Raw genomic sequence first — 19,763 nt, 5'->3', positions numbered from 1 at the left:
TTCTACTGGCGATTCGTGCAGGCCAGCGCCGCGGGTGTCCTTGTCGGAACCTACGAGAGCGTCCCGGCCCCGCCCACCTGCGGCTACGCCAGGTCCTCGTACGGCAGCAGCTCCGGCCGCTTCGGGGGCAGGCCGTCGCCCGAGGAGCGGCCCGTCAGGCGGCGGGCGATCCAGGGCAGCAGGTGCTGCCGGGCGAAGCGCGCGTCGGCCACACGCCGCATGGCCCAGCCCGGCGGCAGCGTCGCCGCCATCGGCGTGTGCCAGTCGGCGTCCTCGGGGTCGTAGCCGAGCGTCTGCCACACGGCCTCGGCGACCCGGCGGTGGCCCTCGGCCGTCAGGTGCAGCCGGTCCACGTCCCACAGCCGCGGGTCGCTCAGGGACGGCGCGCCGTACAGGTCGACGACGATCGCGCCGTGCCGGGCGGCCAGCTCGTCGACGCAGGCGAACAGCTCCTCCATGCGCGGCCGGAACCGCTCCAGGACGGGGCCCTGCCGGCCCGGGCTGCGCATCAGGACGAGCTGCCGGCACGCGGGGGCCAGCTTCTCCACGGCCTCCTCCAGGAGCCCGCGCACCCGGCCCATGTCGCACTTGGGCCGCAGCGTGTCGTTGAGCCCGCCGACCAGGGTGATCACGTCGGCTCCCATGGCCGCCGCGACGTCGACCTGCTCGTCGACGATCTGCTGGATCAGCTTGCCGCGCACGGCGAGGTTGGCGTACCGGAAGCCGGGCGTACGGGCCGCCATCCGGGCAGCGAGCAGGTCGGCCCAGCCCCGGTAGGTGCCGTCGGGCATCAGGTCCGACATGCCCTCGGTGAAGGAGTCGCCGACCGCGACCAGGCTGCTGTAGGTGGGGTTCGTCTGCATGGCGACGGAAATGGTATCCCGTGCACATACCCATCAGTCGGTCGGCCTCCGGGCCCGGGGCTTCCAGGATGCCGGGCGCCTCCTCAGGCGCGCTGACCGAACAGCTCCCGCAGCACGTCCTCCATGGTCACCAGCCCGGCCAGCCGCCCGTCCGCCCCGAGGACGGCCGCGAGGTGCGTACGGCTGCCCCGCATCGCCGTGAGGACGTCGTCCAGCGGAGTGTGTTCCCGCACGCGCGCGATGGGCCGCATGTCCCGCAGCCGGAACGGCGCGTTCCGCCCGGCGGCGTCCAGGGCGTCCTTCACATGCAGGTAGCCGACGATCCGCCGCCCCTCGTCCACCACCGGGAAGCGGGAGAACCCGGACTCCGCCGACAGCCGCTCCAGCTCCTCCGGGGTGACACCCACGCTCGCGGACAGCACCCGCTCCACCGGCAGCACCACGTCCCGCACCGGACGGCGGCCCAGCTCCAGCGCGTCGCGCAGCCGCTCCTGGGCACGGTCGTCGATCAGGCCGGCCTCGCCGGAGTCCTTCACGATCTGCGCTATCTCCGCGTCCGAGTAGGAGGCGGCGACCTCCTCCCGGGCCTCCACGCGCAACAGCTTCAGCAGGGCGTTGGCGAACGCGTTCACCGTGAAGATCACCGGGCGCAGCGCCCGGGACAGCGCCACCAGGGGCGGTCCGAGCGCCAGCGCGCTGCGCACCGGCTCGGCGAGCGCGATGTTCTTCGGCACCATCTCGCCGAGCAGCATGTGCAGGTAGGTCGCGAGGGACAGCGCGATCACGAAGGACACCGCGTGCCCCGCGCCCTCGGGCACGCCCACCGCGTGGAACACCGGCTCCAGCAGATGCGCGATCGCCGGCTCGGCCACCACGCCCAGCACCAGCGTGCACAGGGTGATGCCGAGCTGGGCGGCCGCCATCAGCGCGGACACGTGCTCCAGACCCCACAGCACGCTCTTCGCGCGCCGGTCGCCCCGGTCGGCGTAGGGCTCGATCTGACTGCGTCGCACCGAGATCAGCGCGAACTCGGCGCCCACGAAGAAGGCGTTGACGACGAGCGTCGCCAGTCCGATCAGCAGCTGGACGGCGGTCACAGCTCCACCCCCTTCTCGTCGGGCTTGTGGTCGTCGAGGGGGGCGCGCAACCGGACGCGGGCCGCCCGGCGCCCCGTCGCGTCCAGGACCTCCAGGTGCCAGCCGGCGACCTCGAGGGTGTCACCGGCGGCGGGTATCCGGCCGAGCACCGTCGCCACCAGCCCGGCGAGCGTCTCGTAGGGCCCTTCCGGCGCGCGCAGCCCGACGCGTTCCAGGTGGTCCACGCGCGCGGAGCCGTCGGCCGAGTACAGCGCGTGCCCGGCCTCGTCCGTGCCGGCCGCGGCCAGGTCCGGGGTCTCGTGCGGGTCGTGCTCGTCGCGCACCTCGCCGACGACCTCCTCGACGATGTCCTCCAGCGTGGCCACGCCCGCCGTGCCGCCGTACTCGTCGATCACGACGGCCATCGTGCGCTTGCCGGAGAGCCGGTCCAGGAGCCGGTCGACGGTGAGCGTCTCGGGGACCAGCAGCGGCTCGCGCATCAGCTCGGAGACGTAGATCCGGGTGCGGCGCTCGGCCGGCACCGCCAGCACGTCCTTGACGTGGGCCGTTCCGACGACCGAATCGAGGGTCCCGCGGTAGACGGGGAACCGGGACAGACCGGTCGCCCGGGTCGCGTTCGCGACGTCCTCCAGGGTCGCCTGCACCTCCAGCGCGACGACCTGCACGCGGGGCGTCATCACGTTCTCGGCGGTCAGGTCGGCGAGGTTCAGCGTGCGCACGAACAGCTCGGCGGTGTCGGGCTCCAGGGCGCCCTGCCTCGCGGAGTGCCGGGCGAGGGCCGCCAGCTCCTGCGGCCCGCGCGCGGAGGCGAGCTCCTCGGCGGGTTCCACACCGATCCGCCGCACGACCCGGTTCGCCGTGTTGTTGAGATGCGTGATGAAGGGCCGGAACGCGGCACTGAACCAGCGCTGCGCGTTGCCCACGGTCTTGGCGACGGTCAGCGGCGAGGAGATCGCCCAGTTCTTGGGCACCAGCTCGCCGACGACCATCAGGAAAACCGTCGACGCGGCCGTACCGAGCACCAGCGCGATGCTGTGCGACGCCGAGCGCGAGACGCCGAGGTCCTCCAGCGGCCCGGCGATCAGGGCGGCGATCGACGGCTCGGCGAGCATGCCGACCACCAGGTTCGTGACGGTGATGCCGAGCTGCGCACCGGAGAGCTGGAACGTCAGACTCCGTACGGCCTTCAGCGCGCCCTGCGCACCCCGCTCGCCGCGCTCGACGGCCCGCTCCAGTTCGCCGCGCTCGACCGTGGTGAGGGAGAACTCGGCCGCCACGAAGGCGCCGCAGGCGAGCGAGAGCAGGATCGCCGTCAGGAGGAGGAGCACTTCGGTCATCGGTTCACCCCCGTTCCATGGTTCTCCAGGACGGGGCGGAACGCGCGGTGTCGCGCACGGGGAGGCTCGCCCATGGGCGGACGCTCACAACCTTTCATCGGGACCGAGTGGCCATTCGAGAGTAAAGGATGGGCAAAGTCCTCTGCCGGGTCGCGATCACCGAGTCGTGCCGCGCCTAGTCGGTGAGGGGCTTCACCCAGCGCCGCCACTGCTCCTCGGGCCCGTACCCGGCGGCGCCCCACGCCTGGTGCGCGGTCTCGTTGCGCGTGAGGACCATCGCGTCCGCGCGGCGACCGCCGAGCCGTAGGAACCGCTCCTCCGCGGCGGCGAGCAGCGCGGAGGCGATGCCCTGGCGGCGGTGGTCCGGGTGCACGGCCAGCCGGTACAGATGGCAGCGCCAGCCGTCGAACCCGGCGATCACCGTGCCGGCCAGTTCGCCGCCGCGTTCGGCCAGGATCAGGGCCTCGGGGTCACGCGCGACCAGCCGCTCCACACCACCGCGGTCGTCACTGATGCTCGTGCCCTCGGCGGCCACCTTCCAGAAGGCCAGCACGGTGTCGAGGTCCTCGGGCGTCGCGGCCCGGATGCGCAGGTCGGTCATCCCATGATCACATCACCCGCGCCGGCCCGCGTCAGACCGTTTCACCATACGGACGTCACTCGTGCGCGATGGCCGCCAGGACGTTCATACGGGACGCACGCAACGCCGGCAGCAGCGCCGCCACCACCCCGACCACCGCCGAGCCGACCACCACCAGCACGATCGTGACCCACGGGATCGCCAGGGCCGTCATGCCCTGGAGCGCCAGCACCTGCTGCATGCACACGCCCCACACCAGCCCCAGCACGAGCCCGAGGACCGCGCCGAACACCGCGATCACCACCGACTCCAGCCGGATCATCCGCCGCAGCTGGCGCCGGGCCAGCCCGATCGCCCGCAACAGGCCGATCTCCCGGGTGCGTTCGACGACCGACAGCGCGAGGGTGTTGACCACGCCGAGCACGGCGATGATGATCGCCAGCCCGAGCAGCGCGTAGACGAGGTACAGCAGCACGGCGATCTGGTCGTGGACCAGCTGCTTGTAGTCGGCCAGGTCCCGCACCTGCACCTGCGGGTACGGATCCAGGGTCTCCTCCAGGTGCGCGCGCAGGTCGTCGTCGCCGGTGCCGCCCGCGGCGTTGACGTACAGCGCGGAGTCCTGCCCGCCCGGCGCGTACCGCTCCAGGGTGCCCAGCCCGAAGAACAGCCCGCCCTGGGTGCCGAACCCCTCGGCGGAGTCCTGGTCGGTGAGCGCGCCGACCGTCAGCTCGGCCGAGCGTCCGCCCGGGAACTCCACCGGGAGGGTGCCGCCCACCCGTACGCCGTGGTCGCGGGCGAAGTCCCGGTCCATGGCCAGGTGTCCGCTCGCCAGCGCGGCCGCGGAGTCCCCCTGCGCGTAGGTGATGTTGGCGACCTCGTCGAGCCGCGGACCGTAGCCCGCGGCGGTGGTCTCCACCCGGTCGCCGTCCGGGAGCCGCACCGCGACCGGCGTGAACCGCCCGCGCACCACCAGACCCACGCCGTCGGTGCCGCGCACCTTGTCGGTGACCTCCGGCGGGAACGGCTGGAAGTTGGTGTTCTGGATCACGAAGTCGGCGCCCAGCGTCTTGTCGATCTGCCGGTCGAACGACGCGGTCATCGACTCGCTCGCCACCGACATCCCACCCACCAGGGCGATCCCCACCATCAGAGCCGCCGCGGTGGCCCCGGTACGGCGGGGATTGCGCAGGGCGTTGCGTTGGCTCATCCGGCCGATCGACCCGAACAGCGCGGGGAAGGCCCCGCCGAGCACCCGGATCACCGGGCGCACCAGCAGCGGTCCGGCGATCACGGTCGCGATCAGGGTGAGCACCACACCGAGCCCCAGCAGGGACGCCGCCGACGACGTCTGCCGCGACACCGCGCAGCCCGCGAGCGCCGCCGCCCCGGCCGCGCCGACGATCCCGCCCGCCACCGCGCGCACCCGCAGTGGTCGGCCCACCCCGGCGACCTCGGCGTCCGAGAGCGCCGCCATCGGCGACACGCCCGCGGCCCGCCGCGCCGGGAGGTAGGCGGCGACGAAGGTGACACCGAGGCCGACGACGTACGCCGCCACCGGGGTCACCCAGCCGATCTCCATCTCGTCGGCGTCGATGTTCATCCCGAGCAGGCCCATCAGCTCGATCAGCCCGGCCGCGAGCCCGATGCCCGCGGCGAGCCCGAGCGTGGAGCCGGCCAGCCCGAGCAGCAGGGCCTCGGTGAGCACCGAGTTGCGGACCTGGCGCCGGTCGGCACCCAGCGCCCGCAGCAGGCCCAGCTCGCGGGTGCGCTGGGCGATGAGCATGGAGAAGGTGTTGACGATCAGGAACACGCCGACCAGCACGGCGATCCCGGCGAAGCCGAGCATCACGTACTTGATGACGTCGAGGAACCCGCCCAGCTGCTCGACATCGGACTCGGCCTGTTCGTCGGCCGTCCTGAAGTCGTAGGTGTGCGCGCCGAGCGCGCCGGCCACGCGCTGTTTGAGCTGATCGTCGCCGACGCCCTCAGCCGCGTCGACCGAGATGCCGGTGGCCGCCCCCGGCCGGCCCAGCAGCTTCGTCTGCGCGGTGGGGGTGTCGAAGTAGAGCAGCGCGGAGCCGGGGTTCGTGGTCGTGAACGTGACGATGCCGACCACGCGGACCTCGAACGACCCCGGGGGCGCGATGACGGTGAGGGCGTCGCCGATGCGCACGTCCTTGCGGCCGGCGGTCTCGGAGTCGAGCAGCGCCTCGGCGGGACCGCGTGGGGCGTGGCCGGAGGTCAGCTTCACGGGGCTGCGCTCGTTCGGGTTCCAGGCGTAGCCGAGCGTCGGCGCCCCGGTGGTCGGGCCGACCGGCTCGTTCTCCTCGTCGACGACCGTGAGGCCGTTCACCTTCACGTCGGCGCGGGCCGCCGCGACCCCGTCGACCTGCCGGACGCGTTCGGCGAGCACGGCCGGCAGGGTGGCCGTCCGGCCGGAGGGCACCGCCTCGTCGAGGTCCTCCTTCGGGCTGACCGTGACATCGGCCGCGGTGGAGGCGAACAGCCGGTCGAAGGTGCGGCTGACGGTGTCCGAGAAGATCAGGCTGCCCGTGACGAACGCGACGGACAACAGGACGGCGAGCGCGGAGAGCAGCAGCCGCCCCTTGTGCGCCAGGAAGCTCCTCAGCGTCGCCTTGAGCACGGGCTCAGTTCTCCTCGGGTGACGCCGGGGCGTCCTCGTACCGGGTGCGGATCACGTCGAACCTCTTCATCCGCTCCAGGACCGCCTCCGCCGTGGGGCGCCGCATCTCGTCGACGATCCGGCCGTCCCCGAGGAAGAGCACCAGGTCCGAGTGGGCGGCGGCGCCCGGGTCGTGGGTGACCATGACGACGGTCTGCCCGAGCTGGTCCACCGCCTCGCGCAGGAAGCCGAGCACCTCCAGGCCGGCGCGCGAGTCGAGGTTGCCGGTCGGCTCGTCCGCGAAGATCAGCTCGGGCCGGGAGGCCAGGGCCCGCGCGCAGGCCACGCGCTGCTGCTGCCCGCCGGAGAGCTGCGACGGCCGGTGACCGAGCCGGTCCCGCAGCCCCAGGGTGTCGATCACCCGGTCCAGCCACGTCTCGTCGGGCCTGCGGCCCGCGATGTCCATGGGCAGGGTGATGTTCTCCAGCGCGTTCAGGGTCGGGATGAGATTGAACGACTGGAACATGAACCCGATCCGGTCGCGGCGCAGCCGCGTCAGCTCGCGTTCCCTCAGCCCTGTGATCTCCGTGTCGCCGAGCCACACCTGTCCGGCCGAGACGGTGTCGAGCCCCGCCAGACAGTGCATCAGCGTGGACTTCCCGGAGCCCGACGGGCCCATCACGGCGGTGAACCTGCCCCGGACGACGTCCACGTCCACCGCGTCGAGCGCGAGCACGGCCGTCTCGCCCGAGCCGTACGCCTTGGTCAGAGAGCGGGCGCGGGCCGCGATCCCGTCGGCCGGCGCGAGGCCGGGTGCGTGCTCCGCAGCAGGTGTGGACAAGGCCGCCTCCTCTGGGTGGACGTCTGGACCTCCTGGCCCTGCCCGAGGGTAATGTGACCCGGCCCACACTCGGTATCCTCCGCGGGTCGGACATCGAGGAGCTGGTCAGCCGGGACACCGGCGAAGTGGGCCACACCTTCAGACCGTGAGCGCACGCGCGAAGGTCACCGTTGAACCGTTGGGCGACCTCGGGCAGGTCCGCGATCCCGCCCGGCTGGTCGAGAGCGGCGAGGCGTCCGTGCGGGACATCGGGCGGGAGCCGCGCCGGTGGAGCCCGCGCTCACCCGCCGACCGGGCGCCACGCCGTCCCGAGCACGCAGTACGAGGTGGGCAGCTTCGGCCCCTCCGCCGGCATCAGCAGCTGCCGGTAGGGACCGAGTTCGAACCCGGCGTCCCGCAGCGCCCGCACCGGCTCCCGCGCCACATGGCAGCCCCCGCTCAGCAGCGGCCACACCGTCCGGTCCAGCGCGTGCTGCGTGAAGGTCATCGCCCGGCCGCCGCCCCGGCCGTGCTCGAAGAACCGCACCTCGCCACCCGGGCGCAGCACCCGCCGCAGCTCCCCGAGCGCCCGGGGCACGTCCCGCACACTGCACAGCACCAGTGACACCACGGCCGCGTCGAAGCCCTCGCTCTTGACCGGCAGCGCCTCGGCCGCACCCGGCACGACGTCCACCGGCACCTCGGCGCGCAGCGCGGCCTCCACGGCCAGGTGCCGCAGCCGCCGCTCCGGTTCGATGGCGACGACCTCCGCGACGGTGCCCGGGTAGTGCGCGAAGTTCAGCCCGTTGCCCGCGCCGATCTCGATCACCCGCCCGGACAGCCCGCCGAGCAGTCTCTCGCGTATCCGGCCCATGCCCATCCGGGTCTCGGCGGCCACACTGGCCCGGGCGTAACAGCGGGCGAACAGCGGATGGTGCACGGCGTCCCGTGGCACCTTGCCGGAGCGAAGCGGCATGAGGACCTCCCTGACGAGGCTGGCCTTACCGCGATTCTCCCCGCAACGAGCCCCGCGCACCCATGCCGCCTACCGCAGGCGTACGCGGCCCAGCACCGGAAGGTGGTCGCTCCCCGTCGCCTCCAGCGCCGTCACCTCCGTCACCTCGACCCCTCTCCCCAGCACCTGGTCGATCCTCGCCACCGGCAGGTCGGCCGGCCAGCTGAACGCGAACCCTCTGGGCGGGGCGTGCAGTCGGGAGGTGAGCGGGCCGAGGCCACGGTCCTGCACCGTGCCGTTCAGGTCGCCCACCACCAGGAGCCGGCCGGCCGGGTCGGCGGCGATCCGGGTCCCGAGCAGGGTCGCGCTCTCGTCACGGGCCGCCGAGGTCAGGCCCGTCGGGCCCAGGCGCACGGACGGCAGATGGACCACGTACACCGCGACCCTGCCACCGGGCGCGGACACCGTCGCCCGCAGACCGCGTCGCCAGCTCTCCGGGAAGCCTTCGGGCCGGATGTCCACGGGCCGCACGTCCGACAGCGGATACGCCGACCAGAGCCCGACCGTCCCATGGACCACCCGATGCGGATGGGAGGCGCCCAGGACACCCTGGTACGCGGGTCGCGCCGCGGGCGTCAGTTCCTCCACGGCGATCAGTCCGGCGCGGGTGGCGAGCAGGGCCCGCGCCGTGCCGGCGGGGTCGGCGTTGTCGTCGGCCACGTTGTGCTGGACGACGGTCAGGTCGTGCGGGCCCGGGGAAGAGGAGAACCACATTCCGCCGAACATCCAGAGCCAGACGAGGGCGGGTGCCGGACAGGCGAGCAGTCCCGGCACCGACCGTCCGAGCGCGGCGACGCAGGCCAGGAGCGGCACCGCCAAGCCCAGCCACGGCAGGAACGTCTCCAGCAGGCTTCCCAGCCGCCCGACCCCGTTGGGCACGGCGGAGTGCAGCGCCAGCAGACCGGCGACAGCGGCCGTACCGCCGACGAGCCAGGCGTCCCACGACGTCCTGCCGCGGCCGGCCACGCTAGGCGAGCTCCGCCGCCAGCAGCGCGGCCGTCCGGGCCACCAGCGGGTTGTCGGCCGGGGCGTCCTCCTCCGGCTGGGTGGTCAGCACCGACATCACGATCGGCGGGCCGTCCGGCGGCCAGGTGACGCCCACGTCGTTGTTGCCGCCGTAGCGCCCGCCACCGGTCTTGTCGGCGATCAGCCAGTCGGCCGGCAGGGCCTTGCGGAACTTCTCCACGCTCGTGGTGTTGCGCAGCAGCCAGTCCGTGAGCCGGGCCCGGTCCTGGGGCCGAAGCGCGTCGCCGAGCACGAGACGGGCGTAGGTCAGGCCGATGGCCCGCGGGGAGGTCGTGTCGGTCACGCGCCCCGGCTCCGCGGAGTTGAGCTCGGGCTCCCAGCGGTCCAGACGGGTGATGCGGTCACCGGTCGAACGGGCGAAGCGCGTGATCGCGGTCGGTCCGCCCAGCTCCTCGAGCAGCAGGTTGCCCGCGGTGTTGTCGCTGAAGCGGATGGTGGCGTCGCACAGTTCGCCGACGGTCATGCCGGTCGCGACATGGTCCTCGGTGATGGGGGAGTAGCCCGACTTGGTGACGTACTCCTGCGTGTAACGGACGCGCCGGGCCAGGAACTCGCCGTCACGGTCGAGGTCGCGCAGGACGGCCGCGGCGGCGAGCGTCTTGAACACCGAGGCCATCGGGAAGCGTTCGTCGGCCCGGTACGCCACCGTCCGGCCCGTGCGCATGTTGCGCGCGTACACGCCCAGCCGGGCGGTGTGCTCCCGCTCGATCTCTCTCAGCCGCGCGGTGACGCCGTCCGTGCCGGCCGACGCGTGGGCCGTGCCGCCGCCCAGCGGGAGAACGGCGGCCGCGCCCAGCGCGAGGACCGTGCGGCGTGCCGGGAGTAAGTGCTTCGCGTACAAGGTGGTCCCTTCGGAGCTGATCACGTACGTAGTTCAACACGCGATCACATGCGCGCCGGTTTCACAGCGCGCCCTGGGAATTCAGGACGCCGGGGGCGCCTCCCGCACGCGGAACGCCTCCGCGTCCCACCCGCCGTCCAGGGGCGGAGCCAGCCAGTGCGGAGCCGACGACCGGAACGCGGTGGGGGAGAGGGCCCCCGACCCGGCGGGAACCGCCCCCAGCAGGGGTGCCGCGGCCACCTCCGGCAGATCCGCGAGATTGCAGCGCGCGGCGAGATCCGGCGCGGCGGGCCAGCTCCCGATCACGATCCCGGCCAGGTCCAGCCCCCGCGACCGCAGTTCACGCGCCGTCAGCTCCGTCGAGTTCAGGGTGCCGAGCCCCGCCGGCGCCACGACCAGCACCGGCGCCGACAGCAGTCCGGCCGCGTCCGCCAGGGTGCCGCCGGCCGCGTCGAACCGGACGAGCAGTCCGCCCGCTCCCTCCACCAGCACCAGGTCGTGCTCGGTGGCCAGCTTCGCGGCGGCCTCCGCGACCTCGTGCGGGTGGACCGGGGCGCGACCGGCCCTGCGGGCGGCCGTGGCCGGGGCCAACGGCTCGGGATAGCGGGCCGGCTCCGCCGTCGTCACCGGGCCCGCGAGGCGCGCCACCTCGGCGGCGTCCCCGGGCTCGTCCGGCCCTACGCCCGTCTGCGCGGCCTTCAGCACGGCCACCGAACGGCCGGCGGCCAGTGCCGTCGCGGCGACGGCGGCGGTCACGACCGTCTTGCCGACCTCCGTGCCCGTGCCCGTGATCACCAGTACCGGCATGTCATCCCTCCCGCGCCGCCGCGCACACGGCCCGGGCGATCCGCGTCAGGTCCGCTTCGCCCGTGACGTACGGCGGCATGGTGTAGATCAGATCGCGGAACGGCCGCAGCCACACGCCCTCGCGCACGGCCGCCTCCGTCGCCGCCTTCATGTCCACGGCGTGATCCAGCTGCACGACGCCGATGGCGCCCAGCACCCGCACGTCCCTGACTCCCGGCAGGTCGGAGGCCGCCGAGAGCCCGTCCCGCAGCCCCGCCTCGATCCGCTTGACCTCCGCGAGCCAGTCCTGCCCGAGCAGCAGCTCGATCGAGGCGCAGGCCACCGCCGCCGCCAGCGGGTTGCCCATGAACGTCGGACCGTGCGCGAGCACCGGTACCTCGCCCCGCGAGATGCCGTCGGCCACCCGCGCGGTGCACAAAGTCGCCGCCATCGTCATATAGCCGCCGGTCAGTGCCTTGCCCACGCACATCACGTCCGGCGTCACGGCCGCGTGCCCGGCCGCGAACATCGCGCCCGTACGGCCGAATCCGGTCGCGATCTCGTCGAACACGAGCAGCACGTCGTGCGCGTCGCACGCCTCGCGCAGCACCCGCAGATAAGCGGGGGAGTGGAACCGCATCCCGCCCGCGCCCTGCACCACCGGTTCGACGATCACCGCCGCCAGCTCGTCGGCGTGCCGCTCGATCAGCGACCGCAGATGCTCGGCGTACGCCTCCTCGTACTCCGCGGGGGGCGGGTCGGCGAACACCTGACGCTGGAGCACCCCGGCCCACAACTCGTGCATCCCGCCCTCGGGATCACACACCGACATCGGCTGCCAGGTGTCGCCGTGGTAGCCGCCGCGCCAGGTCAGCAGCCGCTGCTTGCCGGGGCGGCCCAGGGAACGCCAGTACTGCAGGCACATCTTGACCGCGACCTCGACCGACACCGACCCCGAGTCGGCGAGGAAGACATGCTCCAGCCCCTCGGGCGACATGTCGACAAGGAGCTTCGCCAGCCGCACGGCGGGCTCATGGGTGAGGCCGCCGAACATCACATGGCTCATCCGCCCCAGCTGCTCGCGCGCGGCCTCGTTGAGCACCGGGTGGTTGTAGCCGTGGATCGCCGACCACCAGGACGACATCCCGTCGACCAGCTCCCCCGAGCCGTCGGCGAGCCGCAGCCGCACCCCGCTCGCCGACTCCACGACGAGCGGCTCCTGCCGCCCGGGCATCGGGCCGTACGGGTGCCACACGTGCCGCCGGTCGAGCTCCAGCAGCTCGGCGACGATCCGCTCAGGCATTGGGCGCGAGGTCCGTCCCGGCGCCCCGGCGGCGCACGGCGACCAGATCGGTCCGGGGTTCGTCGGTCGGGGACGGCGCTGGGGTGCCGGCGGAACCACCGACCCCGCCGCTCTCCTGCGAGCCGCAGCCACCGCCCTCGCCGCAGCCCCCGGACGCCCGGTGCTCCGGCAGCGTCACCTGGTCGGTGCCCTCCACCTCGAACCCGGCGTCCGCGATCATCTCCAGGTCGGCCCTGCCGGCCTGGCCCTCGCTGGTGAGGTAGTCGCCGAGGAAGATCGAGTTGGCCAGGTGCAGGGCGAGCGGCTGCATCGTGCGCAGATGGACCTCGCGCCCGCCGGCGATCCGCACCTCGGCGTCGGGGCAGACGAACCGCGTCATCGCCAGGATCCTGAGGCACCGCTGCGGGGTCAGGTTCCACTCCTTGCCGAGCGGAGTGCCCTCGAACGGGATCAGGAAGTTGACCGGAACCGAGTCCGGGTCCAGCTCACGCAGCGAGAAGACGACGTCCACCAGGTCCTCGTCCGTCTCGCCCATGCCGGCGATCAGCCCGGAGCAGGCGGACAGACCGGCCGCGTGCGCCTTCTGCACGGTGTCGACGCGGTCCTCGTACGTGTGCGTGGTGGTGATCTCCCCGTACGTCGCCTCGGACGTGTTGAGGTTGTGGTTGTAGGCGTCGGCGCCGGCCTCGCGCAGCCGCTCCGCCTGCCCGTCGGAGAGCAGACCGAGACAGGCGCACACCTCGACGCCCTCGTTGTTGTCCTTGATCGTCCTGATCGTCTCGGAGACCCGGTCCACGTCCCGGTCGGTCGGGCCCCGCCCGCTGGCCACCAGACACACCCGCTTGGCCCCTCCGGCCACACCGGCCGCCGCCGCGTCGGACGCCTGGCCGGGCTTCAGCCAGGTGTACTTCAGGATCCCGGCCGTCGAGCCGAGCCGCTGCGAACAGTACGAGCAGTCCTCGGGGCACAGGCCGGACTTGAGATTGACGAGATAGTTCAGTTTCACCCGTCGGCCGAACCAGTGCCGCCGCACCTTTCCGGCCGCGGCCACCACATCGAGCAGGTCGTCGTCGGACGTCGCGAGGACGGCCAGTGCCTCGTCGCGGGTCGGCAGCTCGCGCCGAAGCCCCTTGTCCACCAGCGTGTTCAGCAGGTCCATGGAAGCCGATCCTGTCCTAAGGAGGTGCTCGGGGCCAAGGAGACTTCGCACAACAGAGTCGCTTCGAGGTGTGGGTATTGCCACACAGTGACCTGCCGGGCGTCCCGCTAGTGTCTGTGCACTGCCTACAAATTCCCCGGAGGACCACCCATGGCGTTCGGCTGGATCGACGAGCAGGCGCAGCTGCGCACCCGCGCCGGTCTCGTACGGACTCTGCGCCCCCGTCCGGCCGATTCGCCGCTCCTGGACCTGGCGAGCAACGACTACCTCGGGCTGGCCCGCCACCCCGAGATCACCGAGGGCGCGGCCCGGGCCGCGCGGACCTGGGGCGGCGGCTCGACGGGCTCCCGGCTCGTCACCGGCACCACCGAACTGCACGCCGAACTCGAACGGGAACTGGCCGATTTCTGCGGCTTCGAGGCGGCCCTCGTCTTCTCCTCCGGCTACGCCGCCAATCTCGCCGCGGTCACCGCGCTGGCTCCGCACGGTTCGCTGATCGTCTCCGACGCGGGGAACCACGCCTCGCTCATCGACGGCTGCCGGCTGGCCCGCGGTGCCACCCAGGTCGTGGCGCACGCCGAGCCGGACGCCGTGCGCAAGGCGCTGGCGACCCACGAGGGCACGGCGATCACCGTGTCCGACACGGTCTTCTCGGTCGACGGCGACGCGGCCCCGCTCGCCGCGCTGGCGGAGGCCTGCCGGGAGCACGGCGCGGGGCTGGTCGTCGACGACGCCCACGGCCTGGGCGTCCTGGGCGACGGCGGCCGGGGCGCCCCGTACGCGGCGGGCCTCGCGGGCGCCGGCGACGTCGTCGCGACGGTCACCCTGTCCAAGTCGCTCGGCAGCCAGGGCGGAGCCGTCCTCGGCCCCGCCCGGGTCGTCGACCACCTGGTCAACGCGGCCCGGACGTTCATCTTCGACACGGGACTCGCCCCCGCGGCGGCGGGAGCGGCCCTCGCGGCCCTGCGGCTGCTGCGCCGCGAGCCGGAACGGGCGGCGCGGGCCCGCGCGGTGGCGGGCGAACTGCACGCACGCCTGACCGCCGCGGGCCTGGAAGCGGTACGTCCGGACGCCGCGGTGGTCTCGGTGCGGGCGCCCTCGCCCGAGGACGCCGTGCGCTGGGCGGCACAGGTCCGCGCGGCGGGCCTGGCCGTGGGCTGCTTCCGGCCCCCTTCCGTGCCGGACGGCATCTCACGGCTCAGGCTGACCGCCCGCGCGGACCTGACCGGTCAGCAGATCGAACGCGCTGTACGGCTGATCGGCGAGACGCGGCCATGAGTCGGCGTGACACGGCCGTGCGTCGCACGATGACGGTCTGATCGAACGCGGTCACATGCGGTCCACCCCGGCCGCGAACGCCGCCCAGCTCCCCGGGGAGAAGAGCAGCGCGGGTCCGGCCGGGTCCTTGGAGTCGCGCACGGCGAGCAGTCCGGCCCAGGGCGGGGCATCCGGACACGCGGTCTCGACGCAGTTGTTCGCGCCGGTGCTGTAGCTGCTGCGCAACCACCGCACACCGTGCAGTTCGATGCTTGAGGGGACGTGACGAGGCAGTGCACGCATGGTGCCTCCTTACGCGCCGGCGGCTGTCCCGGCGATGTAATCCAACGAGTCCTCGGGCGAAAGGGCGTGGATCTGAAGGGCGTTGAAGGCCTCCGTGTAGGCCTGGAGGTCTTCTTTCCGTTCGAGGTAGAGGCTACTCGTCAAGTGGTCGAGAACAACCACATCCAGATCAGAAGTGCTCGAAAATGAGAAGATAACGAAAGGGCCGGTGACCCCGATGTGCGCCCCGGCGGCGAACGGCAGTACCTGAAGGCGCACTTGGGGCAGCCGGGCCGCCTCGACCAGCCGTTCCAGCTGGCGGGCCATCACCCCGGGCCCGCCCACCTCCCGCCGCAGCACCGCCTCGTCCAGGACGGCACTGAGTCTCAGCGGGGGATCCGCGCGCAGCACGTCCTGCCGGGCCAGCCGCACCTCGACCAGCGTGTCGAGCCTGTCCTCCGGGAGCCCCTCCACCGCGGCCCTCGTCACCGCACGCGCGTACTCGGGCGTCTGGAGCAGGCCCGGGACGACGGTGGTCTCCAGCGTGCGCATCGCGCCGGCCTGGGACTCCAGGCTGATGAAGTCCCGGTAGGTCGGCGGCAGCACCCCGCGGTAGGCGTGCCACCAGTGGTGCCGGCCGCCGTTGTCGTCGGATCCGGGCAACATCATGAGCAGTTCGCGAAGTTGGGAGTCGGCCACACCGTAGGCGTCGAGAAGTAACCGAACATCGGCCGGTTTCACCCCGCTCGTGCCCGTCTCGATCCGGCTGACCTTGGACTGGTGCCAGCCCACCAGCCGGGCCGCCTCACCGCTCGTGAGCCCCGCCGAGGTGCGCAGCGCACGCAGTTCGGCGCCCAGTTTCCGGCGGCGCACCGCGGGACCGTGCTGCATGGGCTCCTCCTTACTCCTTCCGAGCCACCCAAATACGGTCTCGCGTCGCAGAGTTCACCGCTTTGAGCGACAGATATATGCATATCTTGGTGGATCGCCGCCCTTCGCGGGTGTTCTGGTGGCACTCTGGCGACGAAGCACCAGTCCGGGACCGTACTCGAACCATCCGCTCCGTGTCGGGCTGCGGTCCCGTGGGAAAGGGACGACGTCGCCATGGCAGACCATTTGGAAGCATCCGTCACTCTGCCGAGCGATCCCGCCTCGGTCTCCGCAGCGCGTGCCTACGTGGTGGGCACGCTGGCGGAGTGGGGCCTGCCGGCGGACACGGAAGTGTCCGACACCGTCCGGCTCATCATCTCCGAACTCGCCACCAACGCCGTCCAGCACACCTTCGGTCAGTCGCCCACGTTCACCGTGGACGTCGAGCTCGACCGCGACGAGCACCTGCGCATCGGTGTCACGGACAGCCACCCGCGTCTCCCCAGACGCCTGCCCGCCGCCGTCCAGCAGGACAACGGCCGCGGCCTGGTCATCATCCGCTGGCTGACCGCGGAATGCGGCGGCAGACTCCGCATCCGCCCCACCCGGGAGGGCGGCAAGACCATCTCGATCGAACTTCCGTGGGTCCTCCCGGTCCAGCCGGTGACGACAGCGGTCCAGCAGGAGCCGTAGTCACGCCCAGCACGACCCGGAAGACCTCCCCAGCGGGTGCCGTACGCGCACCTCGGCCCGCGCGACCCGCGTCCGGGCCGTCCTCAGGGCTGCGACGCCCGCGCCGAGCCTCATGACCCGCCGGAGCCCGCGGCCGTCACTGGTGCCGTGCCGACGCCTCCCGGTGCGCTGCCGCCCCACGAAGCCCTGAGGGCTGTCCGACGGTGCGCCGCAGCGGTGCGGGGATCCTGACGTCGCCCCGCGCCGGCTCCTCCTCGGTGGTCTTCCCGGTGCCGGCCGCCTCCGCACGCGGCCCCGCCCGCCGCACCAGCCGCGGGAGCAGCCCCCACAGGCCGACACAGACCACGAACGTCGCGGCGCCCGCGGCGATACCACCGGCCCGGCCCGTGGTCACATCGACCACCAGCAGCACGGAACCGCTGAACGCGAACACCAGCACACTCAGGCCGGCGGTGGCCAGGCGCGAGGAGACCTGCACGATGCGGGGCTTGGCGCCCTGCTGGAAGAGGGAGCGGTGCAGCGCGGCCGGCGCGGTGAAGAGCGCGGCGGCCAGGACCGCCAGCAGCAGCGTGATGACGTAGGTGACGCGCTGGACCGTGTCGAGGTCCTCGAAGCGCGACGTGAAGGCGAGCGACAGCAGGAAGGCGAAGAGGATCTGCACACCCGTCTGGGTGACGCGGAGTTCCTGGAGCAGCTCGACGAAGTTGCGGTCGGCGCGTTGCAGCGGAGTCTCGTTACGCGCGGTGCAGGGACGGTGCTCGGCCATGGAGTGACGGGTATCCACTCAAGCCCGTGTCACGCTCCGGCGTGCGGCGGCGCGTCAAGGACGCCGCCGCACGCCGGGCGGATCACTTCACGCGCCCGTACCAGACGCTCTTGGTCCAGATCTTCTGCAGCCGCACCACGTCCCCGCTCTTCGGGGAGTGCCAGAGCTTGTTCTTACCCGCGTAGATACCGACGTGGTACACGTTGCTGCCCGAGTGGAAGAACACCAGGTCGCCCGCCTTGCGGTTCTTGGCGGAGATGTGGCGCGTCTTGTTGTACTGCTGGGCAGCCGTGCGGGGGAGCTTCTTGCCGGCCTTCTTGAACGAGTAGAGCGTGAGCCCGGAGCAGTCGAACCGGTGCGGACCTATGGCCCCGTACTTGTAGGGCGAACCCTTCTTGGAGGCCGCGATCTGGAGTGCCTTGGTCGCCGGTGTGGCAGCCGCGGCGTCGGAGGCGAAGCCGGGCGCCACTATCGAACCGCCGACGGCGGCGATGGTGAGCGCCGAGGCCGTGCCGGCCCGGGCCATGAGCGACGGGACACGATTGAGCGCAGTCATGCGCAACCCTTCGTCAGCCGCCTGTGAAGGATGACCTGTCGGATTCGGGCTGGCGAAGTTGCCCGGCCGCTGACGCGGCTTCACCCCAAGGGCTGCTCGGGTCAGGTCATGGCGTGACCGTCCCGGCGACCCGTCGTGCTTGGGTCCTCCACTCCTGCCGATCCACTCCTGTCGACCGGTCATCCGGACGGCGGCAGGACTCGGCGTCCGCCCGGATCGCCCCGCCACAGCGGCGGGGGCTTGTCGTCAGACGGGATCTTGGCGCATGGCTGTCCGGATTTCCCAACGGAACCGGGGATTTGTGTTGTTACTCACCACTCACCCGTTCGGGTGGACACGTGTGCGTTCGCGCCAGTGTCCACGGGTTCGTGGAGCGCCGGACCAGCGACGGAATGCCCCATTCCATCCGAGGGCTACGTGTGTTGCGCAACCGGGACGGTCCCAAAATCAGTTTCCCGTCTACTCCGAACAGGGGTACGTCCATTGGTCCGTTTCGACTCAGGTCCGGACGCTCCGCCGACAGGGCGGGCGTCCGGACCGACGGTTCCGCGTCAACTGACGGATTCCGGGGGCAGAGTGAGCCGCGCCGTGCGCCGCTCGCCGTCCAGCACCCGCAGCGCCCGGGCCAGTGTGCCCGCGTGCAGGTCCGTCTCGCCCCGCTGGTGCATCAGGGTCAGCGCGTCACGCAGCGCGGTCGCCCTGCCGACCAGGGCCTGGGCGGCGCGCAGTCCGCGGTAGGTGTCGCCGTCCTGGGCCGGATTGATGCGGCCGAGCAGGTCGACGACCTCGAGGTAACGGTCGATCAGTTCCGCCTCGGCGCGTGTCAGGGCGGGCAGCGGTGGCAGTTCGGGCGGGAGCACCAGGGCCTCATCGTCCGGTCGGCGGGGCCAGGGTGGCCTTGCGGCTCGGGATGATCCCGTCCACCAGGCCGTACTCCACCGCCTCCTGGGCGGTGAGGATCTTGTCCCGCTCGATGTCCGTGCTCACCTGCTCCCGGGTGCGGCCGGTGTGCAGCGCGAGCATCTCCTCCATCCGGCCGCGGATGCGCGTCAACTCGTCGGCCTGGATGGCCAGATCGCTCGCCTGCCCCGGACCGGCTCGGGCAGCGCGGGCTGATGGATCACCAGGCGTGCGTCGGGCAGCGCGAATCGCTTGCCGGGCGTGCCCGCCGCCAGCAGTACCGAGGAGGCGGCACCGGCCTGGCCCAGGCAGATCGTCTCCACGTCGCAGGAGACGTACCGCATCGTGTCGTAGAGCGCCGTCATCGCGTGGAAGGTGCCGCCGGGGGAGTTGATGTAGAGCGAGATGTCGCGCTCCGGAGCCTGGTGCTCCAGGTACATGAACTGGGCCATCACGTCGTTCGCCGAGGTCTCGTCCACCGGCGCCCCGAGGAAGACGATCCGCTCCTCCAGGAGCTTCGAGTACGGATCCATCGTCCGTTGCCCGGACCCTGTGCGTTCGGTGAACTCGGGCAGCACGTAGCGGGCGGACGGTCGGGTCATGACGAACCCCTCCTCGCGGCGCAGCTGTCTCCGGCGACAGCCGTCTCTGTAAAAAATGTACAGGACGTACGTGACGTTATGATGGGGGCATGGCCTACGAGATTCCGGTGACGCAAGCCAGGGCTGAGCTCGCCGACCTGATCAACCGCGTGGTGTACGCCGGCGAACGCGTCGTCGTCACCCGGCACGGCAAGCCCCTCGTCGCCCTCGTCTCGGCCGATGACCTGCGGCGACTCGAAGAGACCCGGGAGTTGACGGAGACCGCGGAGGAGCAGGTGATCAGCGCGGTCTCCACGGTCCGCGAGGGCGCGTCCGCTCCTGGCGAACCGCAGCGCTTCGGGATCGCGGCGGAACACCGGCGGGGCGGCCACTAGATACGAGCCGGAC

20 protein-coding genes, 1 pseudogene and 1 riboswitch are annotated in these 19,763 nt (G+C 72.2%); of the genes and pseudogenes, 3 read left to right on the top strand and 18 right to left on the bottom strand.

Annotated features, from left to right (window positions below; genetic code table 11):
* Window positions 1–83 precede the first annotated feature (83 nt).
* The 12 genes from CEB94_RS06560 to bioB form a co-directional block, all read right to left on the bottom strand.
* Window positions 84–863 carry an SGNH/GDSL hydrolase family protein gene (locus tag CEB94_RS06560; protein WP_175431260.1) on the bottom strand — a complete coding sequence of 260 codons (780 nt, stop codon included), beginning with the start codon at window positions 861–863 and terminating at the stop codon, window positions 84–86.
* An 83-nt stretch (window positions 864–946) separates the two neighbouring features.
* On the bottom strand, window positions 947–1,960 hold the full coding sequence (locus CEB94_RS06555; RefSeq protein ID WP_175431259.1) for a hemolysin family protein: 1,014 nt from the start codon (window positions 1,958–1,960) through the stop codon (window positions 947–949).
* Window positions 1,957–3,297, bottom strand: a complete 1,341-nt coding sequence (locus tag CEB94_RS06550) for a hemolysin family protein (RefSeq protein ID WP_175431258.1) — start codon at window positions 3,295–3,297, stop codon at window positions 1,957–1,959. The genes CEB94_RS06555 and CEB94_RS06550 overlap by 4 nt, the downstream gene beginning before the upstream one ends.
* A 175-nt stretch (window positions 3,298–3,472) precedes the next feature.
* Window positions 3,473–3,898 carry a GNAT family N-acetyltransferase gene (locus CEB94_RS06545; protein WP_175431257.1) on the bottom strand — a complete coding sequence of 142 codons (426 nt, stop codon included), beginning with the start codon at window positions 3,896–3,898 and terminating at the stop codon, window positions 3,473–3,475.
* Between the two features lie 55 nt (window positions 3,899–3,953).
* Window positions 3,954–6,521 carry an ABC transporter permease gene (locus CEB94_RS06540; RefSeq protein ID WP_175431256.1) on the bottom strand — a complete coding sequence of 856 codons (2,568 nt, stop codon included), beginning with the start codon at window positions 6,519–6,521 and terminating at the stop codon, window positions 3,954–3,956.
* A gap of 4 nt (window positions 6,522–6,525) precedes the next feature.
* Window positions 6,526–7,341, bottom strand: coding sequence for an ABC transporter ATP-binding protein (locus tag CEB94_RS06535; protein ID WP_175431255.1), 816 nt, complete (start codon window positions 7,339–7,341; stop codon window positions 6,526–6,528).
* 280 nt (window positions 7,342–7,621) lie between these two features.
* Window positions 7,622–8,296, bottom strand: a complete 675-nt coding sequence (locus CEB94_RS06530; RefSeq protein ID WP_175431254.1) for a class I SAM-dependent methyltransferase — start codon at window positions 8,294–8,296, stop codon at window positions 7,622–7,624.
* A gap of 69 nt (window positions 8,297–8,365) precedes the next feature.
* Window positions 8,366–9,301 carry an endonuclease/exonuclease/phosphatase family protein gene (locus tag CEB94_RS06525; RefSeq protein WP_246111746.1) on the bottom strand — a complete coding sequence of 312 codons (936 nt, stop codon included), beginning with the start codon at window positions 9,299–9,301 and terminating at the stop codon, window positions 8,366–8,368.
* Window position 9,302: 1 nt separating this feature from the next.
* Complete coding sequence (gene bla, locus CEB94_RS06520; protein WP_175431253.1) at window positions 9,303–10,226, bottom strand: class A beta-lactamase; 924 nt, start codon at window positions 10,224–10,226, stop codon at window positions 9,303–9,305.
* A gap of 57 nt (window positions 10,227–10,283) precedes the next feature.
* Window positions 10,284–11,009 carry a dethiobiotin synthase gene (gene bioD, locus CEB94_RS06515; RefSeq protein WP_175431252.1) on the bottom strand — a complete coding sequence of 242 codons (726 nt, stop codon included), beginning with the start codon at window positions 11,007–11,009 and terminating at the stop codon, window positions 10,284–10,286.
* Window position 11,010: 1 nt separating this feature from the next.
* Window positions 11,011–12,291, bottom strand: a complete 1,281-nt coding sequence (locus tag CEB94_RS06510) for an adenosylmethionine--8-amino-7-oxononanoate transaminase (RefSeq protein WP_175431251.1) — start codon at window positions 12,289–12,291, stop codon at window positions 11,011–11,013.
* A complete protein-coding gene (gene bioB / locus CEB94_RS06505; protein ID WP_175431250.1) occupies window positions 12,284–13,450 on the bottom strand; it encodes a biotin synthase BioB in 1,167 nt (388 codons plus the stop codon). The genes CEB94_RS06510 and bioB overlap by 8 nt, the downstream gene beginning before the upstream one ends.
* Window positions 13,451–13,600: 150 nt before the next feature.
* Here bioB and CEB94_RS06500 point away from each other — a divergent pair, with 150 nt between their 5' ends.
* Window positions 13,601–14,728: an 8-amino-7-oxononanoate synthase gene (locus CEB94_RS06500; RefSeq protein WP_175431249.1), complete on the top strand. Its 1,128-nt coding sequence runs from the start codon at window positions 13,601–13,603 to the stop codon at window positions 14,726–14,728.
* Window positions 14,729–14,779: 51 nt separating this feature from the next.
* Here the strand turns inward: CEB94_RS06500 and CEB94_RS06495 are convergent, their stop codons facing one another.
* Together CEB94_RS06495 and CEB94_RS06490 are read right to left on the bottom strand one after the other, a co-directional pair.
* Window positions 14,780–15,010, bottom strand: a complete 231-nt coding sequence (locus tag CEB94_RS06495) for a DUF397 domain-containing protein (protein ID WP_175431248.1) — start codon at window positions 15,008–15,010, stop codon at window positions 14,780–14,782.
* 9 nt (window positions 15,011–15,019) lie between these two features.
* Window positions 15,020–15,880, bottom strand: coding sequence for a helix-turn-helix domain-containing protein (locus tag CEB94_RS06490; protein WP_175431247.1), 861 nt, complete (start codon window positions 15,878–15,880; stop codon window positions 15,020–15,022).
* A gap of 213 nt (window positions 15,881–16,093) precedes the next feature.
* On the opposite strand from CEB94_RS06490, the gene CEB94_RS06485 reads away from it, so the two are divergent.
* Window positions 16,094–16,552 (top strand): ATP-binding protein, encoded by a 459-nt coding sequence (locus CEB94_RS06485; RefSeq protein ID WP_175431246.1) that lies wholly within the window; start codon window positions 16,094–16,096, stop codon window positions 16,550–16,552.
* A 136-nt stretch (window positions 16,553–16,688) separates the two neighbouring features.
* Here the strand turns inward: CEB94_RS06485 and CEB94_RS06480 are convergent, their stop codons facing one another.
* The 4 genes and pseudogenes from CEB94_RS06480 to CEB94_RS06465 form a co-directional block, all read right to left on the bottom strand.
* On the bottom strand, window positions 16,689–17,318 hold the full coding sequence (locus CEB94_RS06480; protein ID WP_175431245.1) for a DUF6328 family protein: 630 nt from the start codon (window positions 17,316–17,318) through the stop codon (window positions 16,689–16,691).
* 82 nt (window positions 17,319–17,400) lie between these two features.
* Window positions 17,401–17,874, bottom strand: a complete 474-nt coding sequence (locus CEB94_RS06475; RefSeq protein WP_062925556.1) for a C40 family peptidase — start codon at window positions 17,872–17,874, stop codon at window positions 17,401–17,403.
* A 3-nt stretch (window positions 17,875–17,877) separates the two neighbouring features.
* Window positions 17,878–18,077, bottom strand: a riboswitch (cyclic di-AMP (ydaO/yuaA leader).
* 348 nt (window positions 18,078–18,425) lie between these two features.
* Complete coding sequence (locus tag CEB94_RS06470; RefSeq protein WP_175431244.1) at window positions 18,426–18,734, bottom strand: hypothetical protein; 309 nt, start codon at window positions 18,732–18,734, stop codon at window positions 18,426–18,428.
* 7 nt (window positions 18,735–18,741) lie between these two features.
* Window positions 18,742–19,307: pseudogene (locus CEB94_RS06465) on the bottom strand (ATP-dependent Clp protease proteolytic subunit).
* A gap of 158 nt (window positions 19,308–19,465) precedes the next feature.
* Here CEB94_RS06465 and CEB94_RS06460 point away from each other — a divergent pair.
* Window positions 19,466–19,750 carry a type II toxin-antitoxin system Phd/YefM family antitoxin gene (locus tag CEB94_RS06460; RefSeq protein WP_175431243.1) on the top strand — a complete coding sequence of 95 codons (285 nt, stop codon included), beginning with the start codon at window positions 19,466–19,468 and terminating at the stop codon, window positions 19,748–19,750.
* Window positions 19,751–19,763 lie beyond the last annotated feature (13 nt).

The organism is Streptomyces hawaiiensis, assembly GCF_004803895.1.
In the GTDB taxonomy this organism is placed as follows: domain Bacteria; phylum Actinomycetota; class Actinomycetes; order Streptomycetales; family Streptomycetaceae; genus Streptomyces; species Streptomyces hawaiiensis.
The sequence above is the reverse complement of the archived record's forward strand: the minus strand, read 5'-3'. Positions and strand labels throughout refer to the sequence as shown.

Excerpts from the sequence above, each read along its gene's own strand:
- CEB94_RS06560 (WP_175431260.1), bottom strand. The coding sequence starts at position 863 with ATGCAGACGAACCCCACCTACAGCAGCCTGGTCGCGGTCGGCGACTCC.
- CEB94_RS06550 (WP_175431258.1), bottom strand. The coding sequence starts at position 3,297 with ATGACCGAAGTGCTCCTCCTCCTGACGGCGATCCTGCTCTCGCTCGCC.
- CEB94_RS06545 (WP_175431257.1), bottom strand. The coding sequence starts at position 3,898 with ATGACCGACCTGCGCATCCGGGCCGCGACGCCCGAGGACCTCGACACC.
- CEB94_RS06530 (WP_175431254.1), bottom strand. The coding sequence starts at position 8,296 with ATGCCGCTTCGCTCCGGCAAGGTGCCACGGGACGCCGTGCACCATCCG.
- bioD (WP_175431252.1), bottom strand. The coding sequence starts at position 11,009 with ATGCCGGTACTGGTGATCACGGGCACGGGCACGGAGGTCGGCAAGACG.
- CEB94_RS06510 (WP_175431251.1), bottom strand. The coding sequence starts at position 12,291 with ATGCCTGAGCGGATCGTCGCCGAGCTGCTGGAGCTCGACCGGCGGCAC.
- bioB (WP_175431250.1), bottom strand. The coding sequence starts at position 13,450 with ATGGACCTGCTGAACACGCTGGTGGACAAGGGGCTTCGGCGCGAGCTG.
- CEB94_RS06500 (WP_175431249.1), top strand. The coding sequence starts at position 13,601 with ATGGCGTTCGGCTGGATCGACGAGCAGGCGCAGCTGCGCACCCGCGCC.
- CEB94_RS06495 (WP_175431248.1), bottom strand. The coding sequence starts at position 15,010 with ATGCGTGCACTGCCTCGTCACGTCCCCTCAAGCATCGAACTGCACGGT.
- CEB94_RS06490 (WP_175431247.1), bottom strand. The coding sequence starts at position 15,880 with ATGCAGCACGGTCCCGCGGTGCGCCGCCGGAAACTGGGCGCCGAACTG.
- CEB94_RS06485 (WP_175431246.1), top strand. The coding sequence starts at position 16,094 with ATGGCAGACCATTTGGAAGCATCCGTCACTCTGCCGAGCGATCCCGCC.
- CEB94_RS06480 (WP_175431245.1), bottom strand. The coding sequence starts at position 17,318 with ATGGCCGAGCACCGTCCCTGCACCGCGCGTAACGAGACTCCGCTGCAA.
- CEB94_RS06475 (WP_062925556.1), bottom strand. The coding sequence starts at position 17,874 with ATGACTGCGCTCAATCGTGTCCCGTCGCTCATGGCCCGGGCCGGCACG.
- CEB94_RS06460 (WP_175431243.1), top strand. The coding sequence starts at position 19,466 with ATGGCCTACGAGATTCCGGTGACGCAAGCCAGGGCTGAGCTCGCCGAC.